Source organism: Mycolicibacterium gilvum (assembly GCF_900454025.1).
In the GTDB taxonomy this organism is placed as follows: Bacteria; Actinomycetota; Actinomycetes; order Mycobacteriales; family Mycobacteriaceae; genus Mycobacterium; species Mycobacterium gilvum.
Window position 1 is genome coordinate 5,534,905 of the sequence record NZ_UGQM01000001.1, and the last position, 19,820, is coordinate 5,554,724.

Annotated in this window: 21 protein-coding genes, 1 tRNA gene and 1 other RNA gene; 9 read left to right on the forward strand and 14 right to left on the reverse strand. The window is 67.9% G+C overall.

What is annotated here, in order from left to right:
• Positions 1-8: 8 nt before the first annotated feature.
• Together DYE23_RS26020 and ffs are read right to left on the reverse strand one after the other, a co-directional pair.
• Positions 9-1,295 (reverse strand): aspartate aminotransferase type Ic, encoded by a 1,287-nt coding sequence (locus tag DYE23_RS26020; RefSeq protein ID WP_115328535.1) that lies wholly within the window; start codon positions 1,293-1,295, stop codon positions 9-11.
• 38 nt (positions 1,296-1,333) lie between these two features.
• Positions 1,334-1,428: signal recognition particle sRNA small type (gene ffs, locus DYE23_RS26025), an RNA gene on the reverse strand.
• Between the two features lie 93 nt (positions 1,429-1,521).
• On the opposite strand from ffs, the gene DYE23_RS26030 reads away from it, so the two are divergent.
• The 4 genes from DYE23_RS26030 to DYE23_RS26045 all read left to right on the forward strand — a co-directional run bounded on the left by DYE23_RS26030 (position 1,522) and on the right by DYE23_RS26045 (position 4,647).
• Positions 1,522-1,607: transfer RNA gene (locus DYE23_RS26030), tRNA-Ser, on the forward strand.
• Positions 1,608-1,689: 82 nt separating this feature from the next.
• Positions 1,690-2,460, forward strand: a complete 771-nt coding sequence (gene lucA, locus DYE23_RS26035; protein ID WP_115328536.1) for a lipid uptake coordinator LucA — start codon at positions 1,690-1,692, stop codon at positions 2,458-2,460.
• Positions 2,461-2,506: 46 nt separating this feature from the next.
• Positions 2,507-3,526 (forward strand): S1C family serine protease, encoded by a 1,020-nt coding sequence (locus tag DYE23_RS26040; protein ID WP_013472985.1) that lies wholly within the window; start codon positions 2,507-2,509, stop codon positions 3,524-3,526.
• A gap of 50 nt (positions 3,527-3,576) precedes the next feature.
• Positions 3,577-4,647, forward strand: a complete 1,071-nt coding sequence (locus tag DYE23_RS26045; protein ID WP_011892175.1) for an NAD(P)H-dependent amine dehydrogenase family protein — start codon at positions 3,577-3,579, stop codon at positions 4,645-4,647.
• Here DYE23_RS26045 and DYE23_RS26050 read toward each other — a convergent pair.
• Genes DYE23_RS26050 through DYE23_RS26070 form a run of 5 tightly spaced genes read right to left on the reverse strand, consistent with a single transcriptional unit; the run spans position 4,644 to position 9,676 of the window.
• Positions 4,644-5,393: a thioesterase II family protein gene (locus DYE23_RS26050; protein ID WP_115328537.1), complete on the reverse strand. Its 750-nt coding sequence runs from the start codon at positions 5,391-5,393 to the stop codon at positions 4,644-4,646. The two genes, DYE23_RS26045 and DYE23_RS26050, sit on opposite strands and share 4 nt — an antisense overlap.
• Complete coding sequence (locus DYE23_RS26055; RefSeq protein ID WP_011892173.1) at positions 5,390-5,899, reverse strand: hypothetical protein; 510 nt, start codon at positions 5,897-5,899, stop codon at positions 5,390-5,392. Before DYE23_RS26055 ends, DYE23_RS26050 begins: the two co-directional genes overlap by 4 nt.
• A gap of 23 nt (positions 5,900-5,922) precedes the next feature.
• The gene (gene ligD / locus DYE23_RS26060; protein ID WP_115328538.1) at positions 5,923-6,972 is read right to left on the reverse strand and encodes a non-homologous end-joining DNA ligase; all 1,050 of its coding nucleotides are present in this window, start codon (positions 6,970-6,972) and stop codon (positions 5,923-5,925) included.
• Between the two features lies 1 nt (position 6,973).
• Positions 6,974-8,029 (reverse strand): ATP-dependent DNA ligase, encoded by a 1,056-nt coding sequence (locus DYE23_RS26065; protein WP_172527949.1) that lies wholly within the window; start codon positions 8,027-8,029, stop codon positions 6,974-6,976.
• Between the two features lie 51 nt (positions 8,030-8,080).
• Positions 8,081-9,676 carry an HNH endonuclease signature motif containing protein gene (locus DYE23_RS26070; protein ID WP_115328539.1) on the reverse strand — a complete coding sequence of 532 codons (1,596 nt, stop codon included), beginning with the start codon at positions 9,674-9,676 and terminating at the stop codon, positions 8,081-8,083.
• A 181-nt stretch (positions 9,677-9,857) separates the two neighbouring features.
• On the opposite strand from DYE23_RS26070, the gene DYE23_RS26075 reads away from it, so the two are divergent.
• From DYE23_RS26075 to DYE23_RS26085, 3 genes are all read left to right on the forward strand, one after another.
• A complete protein-coding gene (locus DYE23_RS26075) occupies positions 9,858-10,484 on the forward strand; it encodes a TetR/AcrR family transcriptional regulator (RefSeq protein WP_013472989.1) in 627 nt (208 codons plus the stop codon).
• 89 nt (positions 10,485-10,573) lie between these two features.
• Complete coding sequence (locus DYE23_RS26080; RefSeq protein ID WP_115328540.1) at positions 10,574-11,128, forward strand: nuclear transport factor 2 family protein; 555 nt, start codon at positions 10,574-10,576, stop codon at positions 11,126-11,128.
• A gap of 4 nt (positions 11,129-11,132) precedes the next feature.
• Complete coding sequence (locus DYE23_RS26085) at positions 11,133-11,918, forward strand: SDR family oxidoreductase (protein ID WP_115328541.1); 786 nt, start codon at positions 11,133-11,135, stop codon at positions 11,916-11,918.
• On the opposite strand, the gene DYE23_RS26090 is transcribed toward DYE23_RS26085, so the two are convergent.
• Positions 11,915-13,096, reverse strand: a complete 1,182-nt coding sequence (locus DYE23_RS26090; protein WP_218566993.1) for a cytochrome P450 — start codon at positions 13,094-13,096, stop codon at positions 11,915-11,917. The genes DYE23_RS26085 and DYE23_RS26090 overlap by 4 nt on opposite strands.
• 43 nt (positions 13,097-13,139) lie before the next feature.
• On the opposite strand from DYE23_RS26090, the gene DYE23_RS26095 reads away from it, so the two are divergent.
• The gene (locus DYE23_RS26095; protein ID WP_011892163.1) at positions 13,140-13,988 is read left to right on the forward strand and encodes a TIGR03619 family F420-dependent LLM class oxidoreductase; all 849 of its coding nucleotides are present in this window, start codon (positions 13,140-13,142) and stop codon (positions 13,986-13,988) included.
• Here the strand turns inward: DYE23_RS26095 and DYE23_RS26100 are convergent.
• Both DYE23_RS26100 and DYE23_RS26105 read right to left on the reverse strand, forming a co-directional pair.
• Complete coding sequence (locus DYE23_RS26100) at positions 13,981-14,403, reverse strand: VOC family protein (RefSeq protein ID WP_011892162.1); 423 nt, start codon at positions 14,401-14,403, stop codon at positions 13,981-13,983. The two genes, DYE23_RS26095 and DYE23_RS26100, sit on opposite strands and share 8 nt — an antisense overlap.
• A 2-nt stretch (positions 14,404-14,405) precedes the next feature.
• Positions 14,406-15,176 carry an SDR family NAD(P)-dependent oxidoreductase gene (locus tag DYE23_RS26105; RefSeq protein ID WP_011892161.1) on the reverse strand — a complete coding sequence of 257 codons (771 nt, stop codon included), beginning with the start codon at positions 15,174-15,176 and terminating at the stop codon, positions 14,406-14,408.
• 93 nt (positions 15,177-15,269) lie between these two features.
• Between DYE23_RS26105 and DYE23_RS26110 the strand changes: the two genes are divergently transcribed.
• Positions 15,270-15,941 carry a nitroreductase family protein gene (locus DYE23_RS26110; protein ID WP_013472995.1) on the forward strand — a complete coding sequence of 224 codons (672 nt, stop codon included), beginning with the start codon at positions 15,270-15,272 and terminating at the stop codon, positions 15,939-15,941.
• A 1-nt stretch (position 15,942) separates the two neighbouring features.
• On the opposite strand, the gene DYE23_RS26115 is transcribed toward DYE23_RS26110, so the two are convergent.
• From DYE23_RS26115 to DYE23_RS26130, 4 genes are read right to left on the reverse strand one after another with little or no spacing between them, the layout of a single operon-like run.
• Positions 15,943-16,845, reverse strand: a complete 903-nt coding sequence (locus DYE23_RS26115; protein ID WP_115328544.1) for a TIGR03564 family F420-dependent LLM class oxidoreductase — start codon at positions 16,843-16,845, stop codon at positions 15,943-15,945.
• A gap of 4 nt (positions 16,846-16,849) precedes the next feature.
• The gene (locus DYE23_RS26120) at positions 16,850-17,710 is read right to left on the reverse strand and encodes an SDR family NAD(P)-dependent oxidoreductase (RefSeq protein WP_011892158.1); all 861 of its coding nucleotides are present in this window, start codon (positions 17,708-17,710) and stop codon (positions 16,850-16,852) included.
• Complete coding sequence (locus DYE23_RS26125; RefSeq protein WP_011892157.1) at positions 17,707-19,053, reverse strand: cytochrome P450; 1,347 nt, start codon at positions 19,051-19,053, stop codon at positions 17,707-17,709. Before DYE23_RS26125 ends, DYE23_RS26120 begins: the two co-directional genes overlap by 4 nt.
• The gene (locus tag DYE23_RS26130) at positions 19,050-19,793 is read right to left on the reverse strand and encodes an SDR family NAD(P)-dependent oxidoreductase (RefSeq protein WP_041800554.1); all 744 of its coding nucleotides are present in this window, start codon (positions 19,791-19,793) and stop codon (positions 19,050-19,052) included. Before DYE23_RS26130 ends, DYE23_RS26125 begins: the two co-directional genes overlap by 4 nt.
• Positions 19,794-19,820 lie beyond the last annotated feature (27 nt).

The following is a 19,820-nucleotide window of genomic DNA, read 5'->3' on the forward strand; positions in this document are numbered from 1 at the left end:
CGGTCCGACTACTCGGAGGCGAGCAGCTGCTCGGCGCCGGCCAGCAGGGCACACGTCGCGAGCCCGTCGATCGCGGCACGCAGGTCGGAGGTGGCCGGGAACGTCGGCGCGATGCGGATGTTCTTGTCCTCCGGGTCTTTTCGGTACGGGAACGACGCCCCGGCCTCGGTCACCGCGATGCCGGCATCCTTGGCCAGCGACACGGTGCGTTTCGCGGTGCCGGGCAGCACGTCGAGGCTGATGAAGTACCCGCCCTTGGGTTCGGTCCAGGACGCGATCTTCGACGCGCCGAGGCGGTCGTCGAGGATCTCCAGCGCCAGCGCGAACTTCGGCGCGAGGATCTCCTGGTGGCGCTGCATGTGCAGTCGCACCCCGTCCGCGTCGCGGAAGAACCTGGCGTGCCGCAGCTGGTTGATCTTGTCCGGGCCGATCGAACGCTTGCCCGCGTGCTGCAGATACCACGCGATGTTGCCCAGCGAACCGCCGAGGAAGCTCACGCCGCCCCCGGCGAAGGTGATCTTCGACGTGGACGCGAACACCAGGGGACGGTTGGCGTGGTTGGCGGCCGCGGCCAGCCCGAGGATGTCGACCTGCTGGGCGAAGTCGTGGGTCAGCGTGTGCACGGCGTAGGCGTTGTCCCACATGATCCGGAAATCGCTTGTCGCCGTGTCCATCTGGACGAGACGCCGGACCGTCTCCCACGAATAGGTGGAGCCGGTGGGGTTCGAGTACACCGGGATGCACCAGATGCCCTTGATCGCGGGGTCGGCGGCGACGAGTTCCTCGATGAGGTCCATGTCCGGTCCGTCCTCGCGCAGCGGCACCGCGATCATCTCGATGCCGAGGCTCTCGGTGATCGCGAAGTGCCGGTCGTAGCCGGGGGACGGACACAGGAACTTGACGACGGGTTCCTGACCCCACGGGCGGGGTGAGTCGACGCCGCCGTGCAGCAGTGAATACACGATGACGTCGTGCATGAACTCCAGGCTGGCGTTGTTGCCCGCGATGAGGTTCGGCACCGGGATGCCGAGCAGCTCGCCGAAGATCGCCCGCAGTTCGGGCAGCCCGTGCAGTCCCCCGTAGTTGCGGGTGTCGGTGCCCTCCCGGTCGAGGTAGGCACTGGGGCCGGTGCCGGGGAGCGCGAGCAGGCCGTTGGACAGGTCGAGCTGTTCGGAGCAGGGCTTGCCGCGGGTCAGGTCGAGGCGGAGGCTCTTGGCCTGCAGCTCGGCATAGTTGCGCTGCTGCAGTTCGTGCTGTGCGCGCAGTTCGTCGCGGCCCAGCGAATGAAACGACACCGCTCGCCTTTCACCGTCGTGTGCGATCCGGAAAACAAGAAAGGGGACCCCGCGCACCCGCCAGAGCCCGTTGACCCTTGCTGCCTTCCGGCCCTGGGGGAGTTCACAGGATGGACGCCGCGCGGGGTCCACGGCGAGTGTAATACCCCGCGGCCGTCACACCACCAGCGAGGAGCCGAGCCGCGGATTTGGGGGACCACCACGGCCGTCGGCTACCATGACCGACGGAGGATTCGCCTAGTGGCCTATGGCGCTCGCCTGGAACGCGGGTTGGGTTAATAGCCCTCAGGGGTTCAAATCCCCTATCCTCCGCGCTCGTCTGAGGTGCGGCCGGTCAAAGACCGGCCGCACCCCGGACATCACGATCGAGCGGGCAACACGATCGAGGAGGAGTATGGGCCGCACCGCCGCGGTGATCTGGCACGCATCGTTCTCGATCGCCGCCGGGGTGCTGTATTTCTTCTTCGTCCTCCCCCGGACGCCCGAACTGCTCGGCGACACCTCCCACACACTCGGGACGGTGCTTCGCGTCGTCACCGGGGCCCTGATCGGGCTCGCCGCGCTGCCCGTCGTCTTCACCCTGCTGCGCACGCGCAGGCCCGAATTCGGCACCCCCAAGCTGGCCCTGAACCTGCGCACCGCGTCGATCGCGCTGCATGTGCTCGCCGGCGTGCTCATCCTCGGCACCGCGATCAGCGAGATCTGGCTGTCCGTGGATTCCGCAGGTCAGTGGCTGTTCGGGATCTACGGGGCTGCTGCTGCGATCGGGCTGCTGGGCGTCTTCGCGTTCTATCTGGCGTTCGTCGCCGAGCTTCCCCCGCCGCCCCCGAAGCCGCTGAAGGCCACGAAGCGCACCGGCCGCGGGCGAAAAGGCGACGGGTCGGAGGACTCAGCGGACGTTGCGGACTCAGAGGGCTCAGAGGGCGAGGTTCTCGAGGCCGAGCCGACCGACGCCGCTACCGACGAGCCGACCGACGGTGGGACCGACGCCGACGTGGATACCGGCGAGAACGGGGTAAAAGCCGAGGATGCACCCGCTGCGGTATCCGACGCCGATGACGCCGATGACGCGGACGGAAAACTGCGAAATCGCCGTCCGACCGGCAAGGGAACCGGCCTCGGCCGGCGTAAGAGGACCCGCGGCGGCGTCGCCGTGGAGGACTGACCTGCCGACGTCACGTCGACAGTTTCCCTCCTCACGGCCACTATTGATGGGTATGGGCCCGATTCCCCGACTCCGAACACTGCTGATCGCGCTGGGCGCGATCCTCGCTCTGGTCGTCCCCGTGGCGCCTGCAGCAGCCGCCCCGGGGGATCCCCTGGCCGCGGCAGCCCAGGTGGAACCTGCCGTGGTGCGCATCGACACCGCTGTCGACTATCAGGGGGTCATCGGCCTGGGCACCGGCATGGTGATCGATCCGGGCGGGCTGGTGCTGACCAACTTCCACGTCGTCCAGGGCGCCGACCGCATCACCGCGACGGTCGGCGGCCGGCCCTACCCCGCACAGCTTGTCGGGTATGACCGTGGCCGCGATGTCGCGGTGATCCAGCTGCTGGGTGCCGCGGGTCTGCCGGCGGCGCCGATCGGGGACGCGAACATCCTGGCGCCCGGCGAGCCGGTCGTCGCCCTCGGGAACGCGATGGGATCCGACGCGCCGCTCACCCGCGAGGTCGGGACGCTCACCGCGTTCGGGCGCACCGTCGAAGCCGAGGACACTCTGACCGGTTCGACCGACGAACTCACCGGCCTGTTCGAGTTCGCCGCTCCGGTCCGCGCCGGGGACTCGGGCGGCCCGGTGGTCAGCTCGACCGGTCAGGTCGTCGGTGTCACGACGGCGGCGTCGGTCAACTTCCGGATGGGCCCCGGCGGCAAGGGCTTCGCGATCCCGATCAACGACGCGATGGGGGTGGTCGGCCAGATCCGCGCCGGCGTCCCGTCCGACACCGTCCACATCGGACCGCCCACGCTGCTCGGTGTCGGCGTGCGTGCCGCGCCGCGCGATGCGCCCGGCGTGCTGATCCAGGAGGTCATGGTCGGCGGTCCCGCCGACCGGGCCGGATTGCTCGCCGGCGACATCATCGTGATGCTCGACGGCACCCCGCTCGATTCGACCAACACGCTGACGTCGGTCCTGGACCGGCACTACCCCGGTGACGTGCTGGACCTGACGTGGATCGACACCCTGGGGCAGACCCGCACGGGCAAGGCTGTGCTGACGCCCGTCGTCTGATTTGACGCAAACGCGCCGGACACCGGACGCCCGAACCCTATGCTGAGCGAGTGCCCAACAATGCGCCTCACCGTGTCGTCCAGTGGACGACGGGAAACGTCGGAAAGTCCTCGGTCGCCGCGATAACCGCGAACCCGACCCTCGAGCTGGTCGGCTGTTACGCCTGGTCAGACGACAAGGTCGGCCGTGACGTCGGCGAGCTCGTCGGCATCGAGCCGCTCGGGGTGGCCGCCACCAACGATGTGGACGCGCTGCTGGCACTCAAGCCCGACGCCGTGGTGTACAACCCGATGTGGATCGACGTCGACGAGCTGGTGCGCATCCTGGAGGCCGGCGTCAACGTGGTGGCGTCGGCGTCCTTCATCACCGGACACAATCTGGGCGACGGCCGCGCCAAGCTCGCCGATGCCTGCGAGCGGGGCGGTTCGACACTGTTCGGATCCGGTGTCAGTCCCGGGTTCGCCGAACTGCTCGCGATCGTCGCGGGCACGGCGTGCGACCGCATCGACAAGGTCGTCATCTCCGAGTCGGCCGACACCACGTTGTACGACTCCCCTGACACCGAGCGTCCGGTCGGGTTCGACATGGCCATCGACGATCCGGCACTGCAGCCGATGGCGGCGCAGGGCACCGCGGTGTTCGCCGAGGCCGTGCAGCTGGTCGCCGACGCGCTCGGCATCGAGCTCGACGAGATCACGTGCGTGTCCGAGTACGCCCAGACCACCGAGGACCTCCCGATGGCGTCCTGGACGATCAAAGCCGGCCACGTCGCCGGCGTCTTCGCCAGCTGGCAGGGGATCTACCAGGGCCGGACCGTCATCGACATCAACGTCCGGTGGAAGAAGGGCCAGACCCTGGAGCCGGACTGGCAGCTCGACGGCGACGGCTGGAAGATCACGATCGAGGGGCGGCCCACCGTCAACATGTCCGTGGGATTCCTTCCTCCGCAGGACATGATCGAGAACGCGAAGACGCTCGAGGACTTCTTCGTGCTCGGGCACATCATGACCGCGTTGCCGCCGATCCACGCGATTCCGGCCGTCGTCGCGGCGGCTCCGGGCATCGCGACCTACAACGATCTGCCGCTGCCGCTGCCGCGGGGTGTCGTCCCGACGCGTTAGCCGACGTCGCGCAGCGTCTGGGTCACCACGTCGATGACCTTCTGCGGCTGCTTCTCCAGGTAGAAGTGGCCGCCGGTGAACGTGCGCACCTCGCCGCCGCCGGTGGTGTGCGCGAGCCAGGCGCGCGCGCCGTCCTCACTGGTCTTCGGATCGTCGGTCGCGGTCATCACCACGATGGGCGCGCTGATCACGACCTCGGTGCCGCGATGGTAGGCCTGCAGCGCCCGGTAATCGTTGCGGAACGCCGGCAGGAACGTCGACAGCAGGTCGGGGTCGTTGAAGATGCGCGGATCGGTGCCGCCGAGATCCCGCATCACGCCGATCAGATCGTTGTCGCTCTTGTACTCGCGCTCGTCGCCGTAGTGGCTCGGGGCGCGGGACCCGGACGCGAACACGACCACCGGCCGCCGACCCGCCAGGGACTCGAACCGCCTGGCCACCTCGAACGCCAGCACCGCGCCCATGCTGTGTCCGAAGAAGGCGGTCGGCGCCTCGGGCAGTGCCGCGACCTCGGCGTAGATCTGGTCGGCGAGGTCGTCGACGGACTCGACGAACGGTTCGCTGTGCCGGTCCTGCCGGCCCGGGTACTGCACGCCGTAGACGTTGAACTCGGGCGACAGCGCCGCCGACATCGGGAAGTAGTAGCTGGCCGACCCTCCGGCATGCGGCAGGCACACGAGCCGGATGCGGGCGCTCGGGGCCGGATGGAAGTTGCGGAGCCAGCGACTGCGCGGCGGCTGTGTCACGGCGCCGGGACCTGCTCTGCCGGGGGTGCCGGCGGGGGCGGCGGCGCGGGGGCGGGCGGTTCCTCGAAGACGCGCACCACATTGGCCGTCAGCGCGGCGCCCGGCGGCCCCTCGATCTGTACGTCCTTGAAGATCTGGGCCTGATCCCCGGTGACGGTGAACTTACCGGGCTGCGGGGCGTGACCGCCGAGCACCTCGTACTCGACGGTGAACGGCGCCTCCGGAAATGGGTGCAGGCCAATGTATTTGGGGTCGATGGTGTAGGTGTACACGCAGGCGCCGGCCGGATCGCAGTTCTGCGCGGTGACCACGACGCCGATCCGGAACTCCTCGACCGTCGGTACCGACGGCGGCGGTGGCTTGGGTGGCGTGCGGACCGGCGCGGTGACGGCGTCCTGCGCTCCCCTGCCGCCGAAGATCATGAACGACGCGATGCCGATACCACTGGCGAGCATTCCCACGATGGCCACGGCAGCGAGAAGCTTCCGCAGCAGGTTGATCGGCATGCACAGCAGGGTAACCGGCACCCCTAGTCGGCGATGCGATTGCCGTGTTCATCCCAGTGCGCGGCGACCTTCTTGCTCGGTTGCACGCGCGGAGGTTCGCCCGGCATCTTCGGGTAACTCGGCGGGTACGGCAGGTCCCCTTCACCGCGCTCCTCGTCGGCGTGGACCATCTCCAGCAGCGTGTCGATCGACTGGGCGTTGTCGTCGATCCCGGCCCACGGATCGGGGCGGCCGGCGATGAAGTCCGGCACGGTCTGGATCGTGTAGTCGTCGGGTTCGGCGTCGCGCATTTCCTCCCACGTCAGCGGCGTCGACACCGTCGCGATCGGGGTCTTGCGCGCCGAGTAGGGCGAGGCAAACGTGCGATCACGCGCGTTCTGGTTGTAGTCGATGAAGAGCCGTTTGCCCCGCTCTTCCTTCCACCACGATGTCGTCACCGCATCGGGTGCCCGCCGCTCGACTTCGCGGGCCAGTGCGATACCGGCGCGGCGCACCGCGATGAAGTCCCAGTCGGTCTTGATGCGCAGGAAGACGTGTACGCCGCGGCCGCCGGAGGTCTTCGGGTAGCCGACCAGGCCGAGTTCGTCGAGGAGTGGCTTCAGTACGCCCACAGCAACGTCCGCGGCCTCTTTGAATCCGGTTCCCGGTTGCGGATCGAGGTCGATACGGAGTTCGTCGGGATGTTCGGTGTCCGGACAGCGCACCTGCCAGGGGTGCAGGGTGACGGTGCCCATCTGCGCGGCCCACGCGATCGCCGACGGGTGGGTGATCTTCAGCGCGTCGGCGGTGCGACCGGACGGGAAAGTGACGGTGCAGGTTTCGAGATAGTCGGGGTGCTTCTGCGGCACCCGCTTCTGGTAGATCTCCTCGCCGTCGATGCCGTCGGGGAAACGCTGCAGGTGCACGGGCCTGTCGCGCAGCAGCGTGACCATCGGATGGGCGACCGCCAGGTAGTACTCGACGAGCTTGCCCTTCGTGCCGTTCTTGCCGAGCTTCGGGAAGTAGGGCTTGTCCGGGTTGGTGAACCGGACCTTGACGCCGTCGACGTCGAGTTCTGTTGCCGGGCTTGGCATGTCAGGACCTTTCCAGCACGTCGTAGAGGTCGAAGTGCAGGGGGACGTCGAGCTGGTCGAACGTGCAGCTCTGCGGGTCCCGGTCGGGGCGCCAGCGCAGGAACTTCACGGCGTGGCGGAACCGTCGTCCGTGCTCGGTGTTGCCTTCCATCTGGTCGTAGGCCACCTCGCACACCCGCTCGGGGCGCACCGGGATCCAACGCTTGTCGGCCGCGGAGTTCCACCGGCTGGGTTCACCGTCGCGTAGATCGCCACCGATGCGCAGCGGTTCCAGGTCGTCGAGCAGCTTCAGCCGCGCCTTGGCGGTGAACGAGGCCGCGCCGCCGACCATCTGCAGCTCCCCGTCGTCGCGGTACAGGCCGAGCAGAATCGAGCCGATGCCCTCGCCGCTCTTGTGGATCCGGTAGCCCATCGCCACGCAGTCGGCGTCACGGTGGTGCTTGACCTTCACCATCTCCCGTTTCCCGGGCAGGTAGGGCCCGTCGAGACGCTTGGCGATCACCCCGTCGAGGCCGGCGCCCTCGAACTCGTCGAGCCACTGTGTGCCCAGCTGGGGATCCTCGGTCGTGCGGGTCACATGGCACCACTGTTTGGGCGTCACGGCGTCGATGAGCGCTTCGCGGCGGGTCCGGAACGGCTCTTTCATCAGCGGGGTGTCTCCGAGCGCCAGGGCATCGAAGCCGATGAAGTGTGCGGGTGTCTGCTCCGACAGCAGCGTGATGCGGGACTCGGCGGGATGGATCCGCTGGCTCAGCGACTCCCAGTCCAGTCGCATCCGTCCCCCTATCTCGCGGGGGACGACGATCTCGCCGTCGAGGACGCAGCGCGGCGCGAGTTCGTCGCGGACCGAGTCGAGCACCTCGGGGAAGTACCGTCCGAGGTCCTTGCCGCTGCGCGACAGCAGGACGACGTCATCCCCGTCGCGGAACACCAGCGCGCGGAAGCCGTCCCACTTCGGTTCGTAGGACCACACGCCAGGATCGTCGGGCACCATTGTCTGCGCCTTGGCCAGCATCGGCTCCAGTGGCGGTCGAACGGGTAGGTCCACGGCTTCCATACTCACGTAGACCCGGGTACCCCGACAATGTCATCGGAGTTCGAGTTTCTTTCAGAAGGGTGGCGGGTCGTCGCCGTAGTCCGGTGGCGCCGGGGGCGGTAGGCCGGATCGTCTGGCTGCCGCGCGTTCGGTTTCGAGGGCGCGTTGGTGGGCGTTGTCCTCGCGTTCGGCTTTGATGCGGGCGGCGTGGTCGGCGGCGCGGGTGCGTCGTCGTTTCGGCATCTTCGCCAGGCGGTCGGGGTCCGGTGGCGGTTGGGCCATCGGCGGAAGTTCGGCGGTGGTGGTGTCCCAGCCGGGGAAGAACAACCGACTGCCCGGCACCGTGGTGTAGCGCTGCCCGGCCGGGGTCGTCCAGATCACCGTCCCATCGGGCAACTGTTCCTCGTGCCAGCCTTCGGCAAATGTCTTGCCCACGTGATGGGTTCGGCACTTGCAGTTGAGGTTCGACGGGTGGGTGGGCCCGTAGGGCCACGGCACGACGTGGTCGAGATCGCACTGTTCGGCGGGCACGTTGCAGCCGGGGTAGCGGCAGAACAGATCTCGGGCTCGTACGAACGCCGCCAGCTTGGCCGAGGGGCGGTAGTGCGGTTCGGGGTCAGGGCCGGGCAGCCACAGTTGCTTGATCGCCGCCCCGGCCCGGATCGCCTCGGCGAGCGCCACAATCGGCAAGATCTTCACCCCGGGCAGCAGCGCGGTCCCCGAATCCCGCACACACCGGCCACGATTCGACGGCGCCGGTGCGGCAGGCTCGCCCTGCTCCTTCGCCTTGGCGTGCGGCTGCTTCTCGGCGAATGCGTCTTGTTGGTGGCGGTCTTCGTCGGCGATCAGGTGGCGGACGGCTTCGAGCGCAGCGGGATCGGCCAGCACCGAGATCACCACATTCGACGACCCCGGCACCACCGGGGCGGCGGTGCAGTCCGGGGATCCGCACCGGCACGGAAGATAATCCTGGCCGCGGACGATGGCCCCGACCGCGCACGAGCGCCGCTCACCGATACCGCGGGGGTCGTCATCGCAGAGCCCTTTGAGCAGTTCGGCGACCCGGGCCGCCAACACCGCAGCGTCGCAGCCCAGGATTCTGCCCCAGATCGTGACCAGCGCGTCAGGGTCGTCACTGGCCCCGATCCGGAAATCCACCCCCTTGAGCTGCTCACGGGTCCTGATCACGGCGTCCGGGTCGAAGCGCTCGATCACCGCGTCGAGGGCGGCGGTCAGGTTGTCCTCCGACAGTGGTTCCCACCGCGTCGCCTTCTCCGCGATCGCAGCATCGATCAGTGCCAGCGCCTGCGGGTCCTGCACCAGTCGGGTGCGCCAGGTGATCTGCCCGATCAGCCGGGCGCTGAGCCGGCCCTGCGCATGAAGGGCGGCAACCCCGGGCAGCCGATCGCGCAGCGCGACGGCGATGCGCATCTGGGCCGAGGCGCGGCGGTGGCTGGTGTTCAATACCGCACCGAGTTCGCAGGCCGTCTCGATCCAGGAGTCCCACACCCACTCGTCGCGCACATCGTCATAGGTCACGTGGTCATGGACCAGCGCCGCGATCGCCGCCGTCTTGCGTGCCCCGGCCCGGACCTCCTCACAGGCGGCCTGTCCGATCGCCGAGATCAACGCCGGCTTGTCCAGCCCCGCCAACCCCGAATCGAACATGCTTGCGATACTACCGATCGCCGGCGACAAAACCGCCCTCAATCCCCACCCCCTCGTCGAGATTGCATCCACGGCCGTCGAACGGCCAAAAATGCCGCCATAGAAGCAATCTCGGCGATAGACAGCACCCGGTTCTCCGAGTGGTCACACCACCATGACGCGGTGGTGACAAGATACGAGGATGGCGACCTCGTCGCGGCGCGTGGGCGCCGAAACCTCCAAGACTCGCGACACCCTGCTCGACTGCGTCGAGACGATGATGCTCGAAGAGGGCTACGCGAGTGTCACCTACCGGGCGCTGGCCGCCAAGGCCGGTGTCACGCCGAGTCTGGTGCAGTACTACTTCCCCACGCTCGACGACGTGTTCATCGCCGCAATCCGGCGCTACTCCGAACGCAACCTCGCCCACCTGAACAAAGTGATGGAGAAGCGAGCCGAGGATCCGCTACGGGCACTGTGGGAGTACAGCTGGGACGAGGCCACCGGGACGCTGATGACGGAGTTCATGGCGCTGGGCAACCACCGCAAGTCGATCCGCACGGAGATCGCGGCGGTGACCGAGAGCGTGCGGACACTGCAACTGGACGCGCTCACCGCGAAGTTCGGCGCCGACGCCCGCCCATGGGGCGACCTGTCGCTGCCGGCGCTGCAGTTGCTCATCTCCAGCCTGCCGAAGTTCCTGAACCTGGAGAAGGGTGTCGGTGTGGAGACTGCGCACGCCGAGCTGATCGAGGCGTTCGAGGGATATCTCGATTCAATCGAGCCAGCCGTGAAGCGGAAACCAGCCCCGCGCAAGCGGTCCCGGTAATCACTGAAGTCCGGCCCGACTCCGATGCGTCGTCGCGCCCTGGTGTGCTATACAAGTGTACAAACACATCATCGCACCGGAGGACGACGTTGACCGATTCCACAGAGCTCGAGGACCTCCGCAAGCGCGTGCAGTACCTCGAGGACCGCACCGCGGTCCTCGACTGCGTGATGAAGCAGGCCCGCGGACACGATCGTCACGATGCCGAGCTGATGGGCAGCGTGTACTTTGAGGACGGCATCGACGAACACGGACCGACCGTCAAAACCGGTCCTGAGTATGGCGATTGGGCCAATGAGGCACACACCGCGGTGTTCGAGGACCATCTGCACAACATCACTACCCACACCTGCGAGATCGACGGCGACGTCGCGCACGCCGAGAGCTACGTGATGGGCGCGATGCGGGTCAAGGGCGGCAAGATCGTGTCGCTGATGGGCGGACGCTACATCGACCGGCTGGAACGCCGCGACGGTGTCTGGAAGATCGCCCTGCGCCGCTGCACCATCGAGTGGATGATCAGCGGCGATTCCTCGATCCTGAGCAAGAGCGCGGTCAAGGGCTTCATCAAGGGCCAGTGGGACAAGACCGACGCCTCCTACCTCCGCCCACTGAAGCTGGACGATCCCGTCGACCGGTGGTGACGGCGTGAACCTCGCCGGACGTGTCGCGCTGGTGACCGGAGGTGCGTCCGGCATCGGGCGCGCGACCGCCGTGCGGTTGGCCGCCGAGGGCATGCAGGTGTGCGTGGTCGACATCGACGGTTCGGCGGCCGAGGAGGTCGCCGAATCTTTCGGAGGGATCGGATTGCGCTGCGACGTCACCGATCCCGACCAGGTCGACGCAACATTTGCCGCCTGCGTCGCCGGTTTGGGCAGGCTGGACCTCGCGTTTCTGAACGCCGGCGTCACCATCGAGTGGTCGGGGGACATCGGTTCCCTCGACGTGGCCCAGTACCGGCGCTCGGTCGGGGTGAACGTCGACGGTGTGGTGTTCGGCGCCCGAGCGGCGGTGCGGACCATGCAATCGTTGGGGGCCAACACCGATCGGGCGATCCTGGCGACCGCGTCCCTGGCCGGCCTGATGCCCTGGCATGCCGACCCGGTCTACTCGCTGGGTAAGCACGGCGTCGTCGGGTTCATGCGTTCGATCGCCCCGAACCTGGCCGCCGAAGGTATTGCGGTACATACCATCTGCCCAGGGATTACCGAGACAGGTGTGCTGGGCGACCGGCGCTCCCTCGTCGAACGCATCGGTGTCCCCGTGATGGAGCCCGACGCGATCGCCGATGCGGTCATGGTTGCGTTGGATGCGCCCGCGGACGCCACCGGGACGTGTTGGGTGGCGCAATACGGAAAACCAGCCTGGCCCATGGCATTCGCGCCGGTGGAGAGCCCTGACAGCCGACTGAACGTGCCGGTCCGTCTGCGTTAACCGACGATCGCGGGCATCGAATCCCAGCCCCGCACCGTGGCCGTGGGGGCACGGTGCGCGTTGTCCTCGTCGATCGTCCAGTCGGGCCAGCGCTTCAGGATCTCCTCCAGAGCGATACGCCCCTCGATACGGGCCAGGGATGTCCCGAGGCAGAAGTGCGCCCCACGCCCGAAGGTGAGGTGGTTGGGGTTGCGCCGGATGTCGAACACGTCAGGGTCGTCGAACCGGCGCTCGTCCCGGTTCGCCGCACCTGCCATCAGCAACAGCGCACTGCCGGCCGGCACCGTCTGGCCGTGGTACGTCACGTCTTTGGCCACGTACCGGGCGATGTTGTGCACCGGGGGCTCCACGCGCAGGATCTCCTCGATGGCCCCGGGAATCAGGGACGGGTCGGCCGCGAGTTCCCGGCGTGCATCCGGATGGTCGGCGAGTACCTTGCCGAGCCAGCCGAACAACCGGCCCACGGTCTCGGTTCCCGCGTTGGCGATGACACCGAGAAAAACCAGCAGTTCCTCCTCCCGGAGCTTCCGCCTGCTTCCGTCGACATCCTCGAACTCGACATTGAGCAACTCGGTGACGAGATCGTCGGATGGGTTATCCTTGCGCCACGCCACGTAGTCACGAAACATGTTGCCGTTGAAGTAGTTGTCCTTCTTCACCGGCAGCGGCTCACCCGGCTTGTTACGTAGGCGCGCACCGGCGGCCTTACGGACACTGCGCTGCAGCGAGTCTGGCATCCCGACCAGCATGCCGATCACCCGCATCGGCATCTCCGCGCCCAGATCGAGGGTGAAGTCGAAGCGGTCCCCACCCTGCAGCGGATCCAGGCAGGCCGTACAGAATGCCCTGACCTGCTCCTCGATCGCCTTCATCTTGCGCGGGGTGAACGCCCGCGACACCAGCGGTCGATGCACGGTGTGCACCGGCGGGTCCTCGTTGATGAACACCCCGTCCGGCATCACAGGTTCGGCTTTGACCACCTCGAGGATGTCGCCTTTGGCATTGCTGAGGTTATCGACGTCCTTGAGCGCGGAATCGACGTCGGCGAACCGGCTCAGAGCCCAGAAGTCGAGCTTCTCGTTGTAGTACAACGGCGCTTCGTCACGTAGCCGCTTGTACACCGGGTACGGGTCGACATCGATCTCGACGTTGTAGGGGTCGTAATACAGGCCGCTCACCTGTACGATCGTACAGCACAGCACCATGCCCGAGGGAGAGTCGATGCACATCGGATTCGTCAGCATGAACACCCCGGACGACATCGCCCCCGACGTTCTGGCCCGTGAATTGGAACAGCGCGGGTTCGAGTCGCTGTGGGTCGGTGAGCATCCGCAGATCCCGGTGTCCGCCGCGGGCTCGATGCCGCCGGCGCTGTTGCACGCCCAGCAGCGAATCTGGGACCCGCTGCTGTCCCTGCTCGCCGCCGCGCAGGCCACTTCGACGCTCCGGCTCGGCACCGCGGTTGCGCTCCCGCTGGAGCACGAGTTGTTCACGTTCGCAAAGCAAGTGGCGACGCTGGACCGGTTCAGCGCCGGCCGGCTTCTGTTGGGAGTCGGGGTCGGGGTGCGGGCCGAACTCGCGGTATCGAGCTCGATCGCGTGGGCCGACCGCTACCGGGCGCTGTCGGACATGGTCGCCGCGCTACGGGTGTTGTGGACCGACGACGAGGCCGAGCATCACGGCGAGTTTTACGATTTCGAGCCGGTGTGGTGCCACCCCAAGCCGCAACAGCAGGCGGGCCCTCCGCTGCTCGCCGCGGCCACCGGACCCAGGGCGATCGGAGACTGCCTACCGTGGGCCGACGGGTGGCTTCCCGGCGATGCCGCGTACCGTGACCTCCCTGCGGCGGTGGCGGATTTCAGGCGGCGAGCCGAGGATGCCGGCCGGGACCCGGCCACGCTCGACCTGACGGTCATGGCGTGGGGAGACCCGTCGGAGAAGCGCCTCGCCCGATACCGGGACCTCGGTTTCACTCGCGTCGTGATCGGCGGGGGCCGGCGCGACGGCGACCCTTCGACCACGGTGCCATTCCTCGATCGTTACGCCGCGATGGTCACCGAACTCAAGTAACCGGGCGGAACCGCTCGGCGACCAACTCGATCAGCTGGCCGTCGGGATCGCGGACCATGCAGGCGAATCCGCCACCGGGGTCGGCGACGACGGCTCCCCCGGCGGCCGTCACCGCGTCCCGGGCGGTGACGAGATCAGCGACGGCGAGAGACAGATGGGTCAGTCCCGCACCGACCATGCCGCGCTCGGGCTCGTCGCGCGCCGGGTATCCGGCGAACGTCAACAGTTGTAGCACTACACCGCCGTTGCGCAGGTACACCGCCTCGAATCCGATCGGTGGCGCCAACCCCAGCAGGCCCTGAGCCATCTGATCCGGCACCGTCAGACGCTTCACCTCGGTGAAGCCGAGCGCGGTGTAGAACTTCAGAGACGCCTCCAGATCGCGCACCCGGAGCCCGACGTGACTGACGTCCATGCTCACACCCCTGCCGGGCCGGGGCCGCCGTGCATGTAGAGCGTCTGCCCGGAGCAGTAGCTCGACGCGTCGGAGGCGAAGAACAGCACGCCGTAACCGATCTCGTCGGGCTCGGCGATGCGGCCCGACCCATTGGTCTGCCCGATCATGTCGATGTCGAAGCCCTGACGTTTCGCATCGGCCTCCAGTCCCGGGGTACGGACCGCCCCGCAGGCGATGCAGTTGACGCGCACGCCTTTGCGCGTCCATGCCGCGGCCATCGATCCGGTGAGGTTCTGCAGACCGGCCTTGGCGGCCCCGTAGATCGGTGCCTGCGGCATGGCCAGCAGGCCGGCGCCGGAGGAAATGTTGACGATCGCGCCGCTGCCCTGGGCGATCATCGGCTTGGCCGCGGCCCGGGACAGGTACCACGCACTGGACAGGTTCAGGTCGAGCACATGATGCCACTCGTCGTCGGTCCACTTCATCAGCGACTTCGTCTCACCGCCGCCGGCGTTGTTGAGCAGTACGTCGAGGCGGCCGAACTCGGCGAGTGTGGTGTCGACCAGCGCCTGGCAGGCGTCCGCATCGGTGACGTCGGTCGGGACCGCGAGGGCGCGCCGTCCCAGCGCCTCCACCTCTGCGGCGGTCTCCTTCAACGGCTCCGCGCGCCGTCCGGCCAGCACCACGTCGGCGCCGTGCTCTGCCAGCACCAGTGCCGACGCGCGGCCGATGCCGGTGCCGCCGCCGGTGATGACCGCGACCCTGCCTTCCATCGAAAACCTGTCGCTCACAGCATCACTCCCATCGATCGGCCATCGTGCAGTACGACTGTACAGCATCTGTGGTGCTGGACACCCCGGCTTGAGTCGAGTACACCAGTGGACATGCCGCATCCGACCGACAACGTCTGGGAAGTGCTGTCCACCGCCCGTTCGATCCGGCGCTTCACCGACGAACCCGTCGACTCCGCGACCCTGGACCGCTGCCTGCAGGCAGCCACCTGGGCGCCCAACGGCGCCAACGCACAGCTCTGGCGGTTCATCGTGCTGGACGGTCCCGAGCAGCGCGCCGCCGTAGCCCAGGCCGCTCAGATCGCGCTGCAGTCAATAGAATCCATCTACGGCATGACCCGGCCCGCTCCCGAGGACGACAGCCGATCCGCCCGCAACAATCGCGCCACCTACGAACTGCACGACCGGGCAGGCGAATTCACCTCGGTGCTGTTCGTCGCCTACAAGAACGAATTCTCGTCGGAGTTCCTGCAGGGCGGCTCCATCTACCCTGCGCTGCAGAACTTCTACCTGGCGGCCCGAGCGCAAGGCCTCGGCGCGTGTATCACCAGCTGGGCCTCCTACGGCGGCGAACAGGCCCTGCGCGAGGCCGTCGGTATCCCCGACGAATGGTTTCTCGCCGGGCATGTCGTGGTGGGCTGGCCGCGGGGTAAGCATGGTCCGGTGCGGCGCCGCCCGCTGTCGGACGTGGTGTTCCGCAACCATTGGGATCCCGAACGCGCGGACATCACCTACGGGCGCGGCGCCAGACCTCGCGGCAAGTGACCTAACCTTCGCGTGCGAGTGCCGCGAGAAGCGCGCGGGTGCGTTTCACCGAGGCCGACCTCTGCGCTCGATCCGCGCCCACCGCGACGGGTTGAGCCCACACGTCCGTCGCGCCGGCCTCGATCAACTCCACGAGCTGCCGGGTCACCGCCGCTTCGTCGCCGACGATCCCGACGTCTGCGGCGGATGCTCCTCCCCCGGCACGGATGATGTTCTGGTAGTTGCTCATTCGCTCGTATCCGCCCGCTGTCGCGGCGATCGCTTCCCGCGCCTCCCGGATGTCGTCGTGCACGGCGACCGGCAGGCCTGCGACGATTCGGCCGCCGGCGACGGCCGGTGCGATCCGCTCGGCGATCGCGGTCGCGGTCGCCAGCCACAGCACCACGCCGTCGGTGAATTCGGCTGCCACACGCAGCATTCGGGGTGAGAGCGCCGACAGCAGTACCGGGACCGGGTGGTCGAGTGCGGTCATCCGACCGGCGCTGTGCGCGGTCCAGTCGGTGCCGTCGAGGTCGATGTCGGCACCGGCCAGCAGGCCGGTGACGATCTGCACGTACTCGCGGGTGTTACGGACCGGATGGTCGTAGTTCAGCCCCAGCACATTCCGGACGATCGGCTCGTGCGACGGCCCGAGCCCCAGCGTCAGGCCGGGCCGCCCCATCGCGTTCGCCGCCGCCGCGACGCGGTTGGCCTGCAGCAGCGGGTGGCACGGATAGGTCTGCAGCACTGCGGTGCCCAACTCGATCGTCGAGGTGGCCCTACCGGCAAAGGCCATCGCGACCAGTGGATCACCCGCCACGGCACTGGCGTACCACAGCGCGGCGAAGCCGTCGGCCTCCGCCTGCTGCGCCTGCGCGACGATCTTGTCGACGCTCGACCCGCCGCCGGTCAGTCCGATCCGCATGGTCTCATCGCATCACATGGGCGCACTGGGCGGGTGGGTGCACGTCGAACATCTCGCGGTACGAGGGTGGTTGCCGATCCCCTTCGTCCCTGATCCCGTACTTGACCGCGAGTTCGGCACCGATCAGAGTCTGGCCGCTCAGCGCCATCACCTCGGGATCCTGGTGCAACGCCCAGATCACGTGCCCGGTCAACTCCGGCGTCTCGGCGGTGTCGAGGATACGTCCGAACTTCTCCGGATTGCTCGCGATGATGCCGCGCACCCGGTCGGTCAGCAGCGATCCCATCCAGATCGACACCGCGGCGATGCCGACATCGCGGAAGTCGTAGGCCATGTCGGCGGCCATCTTGTCGGTGGCGGCTTTCGGGACACCGTAGGCGGGTCCGAACGCGTAGTGCACGGCACCGGAGGAGGACGTGAACACCACCAGGCCCCTGCCGTTGGGCACCATCAGCGGCGCGGCGTAGACGGTCGCGACGTAGCTGCTGCGCACCCCGACGTCGAGGGTGTCGATGACATTGATCGGTTCTTCCCAGAACTTGGTACGTCCCATCATCTCGTCACGGATGATGGCCGCGTTGTTGACCAGGATGTCGATGCGTCCGTGCTCGCGGGCGATCTGATCGAAGAACGCCGCGACCTGCTGGTCGTCACTGTGATCGACGCGGACCGCGATGCCCTGCCCACCGGCGGCGGTGACCTCGTCGGCTGTCTCACCGATGGTGCCCGCGGCGGGACCGTCGGGGTCGACGGTGCGGCCGGTCACGTAGACGGTGCAGCCGTGCATTCCCAGCGCGTGTGCGATCCCGGCCCCGGCGCCACGGCTGGCTCCGGTCACCACCGCGACCGGGCGGTCGGCGGTCATACCGCCTCCTCGATGCGCGCGGCGTCCTTGAGCTCGGTGATCGGTCGCGCCAATCCCTGCTCATCGCAGATCTTCTGGAGTCTGGCGACGGTTTCGGCCACCCCGGCGCCCCGTCGCGGGCCGGGGGTGAACTCGGCGGGCAGGTGACGCATGCCCTGGATGACCCCGATGCTGTCGTAGTGCACGGTCTCCTTCGGCAGGCAGCGGTAGTCGGGCATCCGGTCGAGCACCGCGGTGAGCATCGATTTGAACACCGTACGCGCCACGTTGGATCCGATACAGCGGTGGACGCCGAGGCCGAAGCTGAAGTGCCGGTTGCCCTTTCGGTCCAGCACGATCTGATCCGGGTCGGTGAACACCGCGGGATCGCGGTTGGCCATCGCCCAGGACAGCCACAGCCGCTGCCCTTCCCGCAGCTCCACACCGTTCACGGCGACGTCTTCGGCGATCGTGCGGGCATCTCCCGGTGCCGGCGTGAAGTACCTCAGGAATTCCTCCGTCGCCGGATTGAGCAGCGTGTCACGGTCGGCGCTGAGCCGGGCGCGTTCGTCGGGATGCTCGGACAGCCATTCCAGCGCGTGGGCAGTCAGAGCGGTGGTGGTGTCGAAGCCGCCGCCGATCAGCAGGTTCAGCATGCCGATCAGCTCGATGTCCGGCGGTGCCTCACCGTCGATGCGCAACGTCGCCAGCGCGTTGATGATGCCGGGCCGGGGATTGTCGCGGATCTCCATCAGATTGGTGAACAGGTCGATGCCCATGGCCATGTACAGCTCGCGGACACGCTCGGCATCCGGCGAGTCCGGCGGTGTGTAGACCGACGCGTGCGCCGGTTCGTTGTACATCTCCCACTTCTGCAGGGGCACACCGAGCATCGCCAGGGTGAGCACCGCGGGCACCACGTTGGCCAGGTCGTCGACGAAATCGATGCGGCCGGACTCGATCCGGTCGTCGAGGCAGGCGCAGACGATCTCGTCGACGAACGGCTCCCAGCGTTTCACCGCCGCCGGTGACAGGTACGGGTTGAGTGCGGTGCGGTAATGGCGGTGCTCCGGGTCGTCCATCTCGAGCATGCCGCCACGGAAGCCCTCGGCCTCCAACATCCGCGGGATCGAGATGCCCTTGTATCCGCGCCGTTCGTTGTTGACGTCGTGATCGTTGGACACGAACGGACAGCGCGCCAGTTCGAACACCGCGTCGCTGCTCGCCGCCACCCAGTGTCCGTCGTAGGTGTCGGTCCACGCCAGCGGGCACTGCTGGTGCATCTCGTGGGTGATGTCGAGGAACCTGTCCCGGTAGTCGGGGCGGTGCCGGTCGAAGTCGTAGCGCAGCGTCTCGGGGTTCACAGCACCGCACCGCCGTTCACACCGATGACCTGACCCGTCACGTATCCGGCGGCGTCCGAGCACAGGAACGAGCACACTGCGGCGACATCGGACGGGGCGCCCACGCGGCCCGCCGGTATGGCCTGGGTCAGAAACTCGTCCGGCGGCAGTTTCCCCTCTGACTGCTGTCTGCGCAGCATCGGGGTCTCGATCGCGAAGGGCGGCAAGGAGTTCGCGGTGATGCCGTGGCGTGCATAGTCACGCGCCACGGTCTTGGTCATCGCGATCACGCCGCCCTTGGTCGCCGAGTAGTGGCCCTGGCGTGGTGCGCCCTGCTGGCCCGCTGCGGACGAGATCGTCACGACGCGCCCCCATTGCGCGGCGACCATGTCCGACAGCGCGGCACGAATGCTCAGGAACGTCCCCGTCAGATTCACCGCGAGGTAGCGGTTCCACTCGTCGAGGGTGATCTTGTCGAAGCGGGTGAAACCGCCGATCGCCGCGCTGGTGACCAGGATCTCGACGGGGCCGAATTCGGTTCGTACGGCGTCGAAGGCGCGCACGACGGCGTCCTCGTCGGACACGTCGACCGCGACACCGACCGCGCTCGCTCCGTTACCGCGCAGGCTTGCCGCGACCCTGTTCGCCGCGTCCGCGTCGAGGTCGAGCACGGCCACCCGGTGCCCGTCGGCGGCCAGGCCCGCACAGATCGCCTCGCCCAGCCCCGACGCCCCGCCGGTCACCACCGCTACACGGCTCACCACATCTCCTCACACGCTGTACGAATG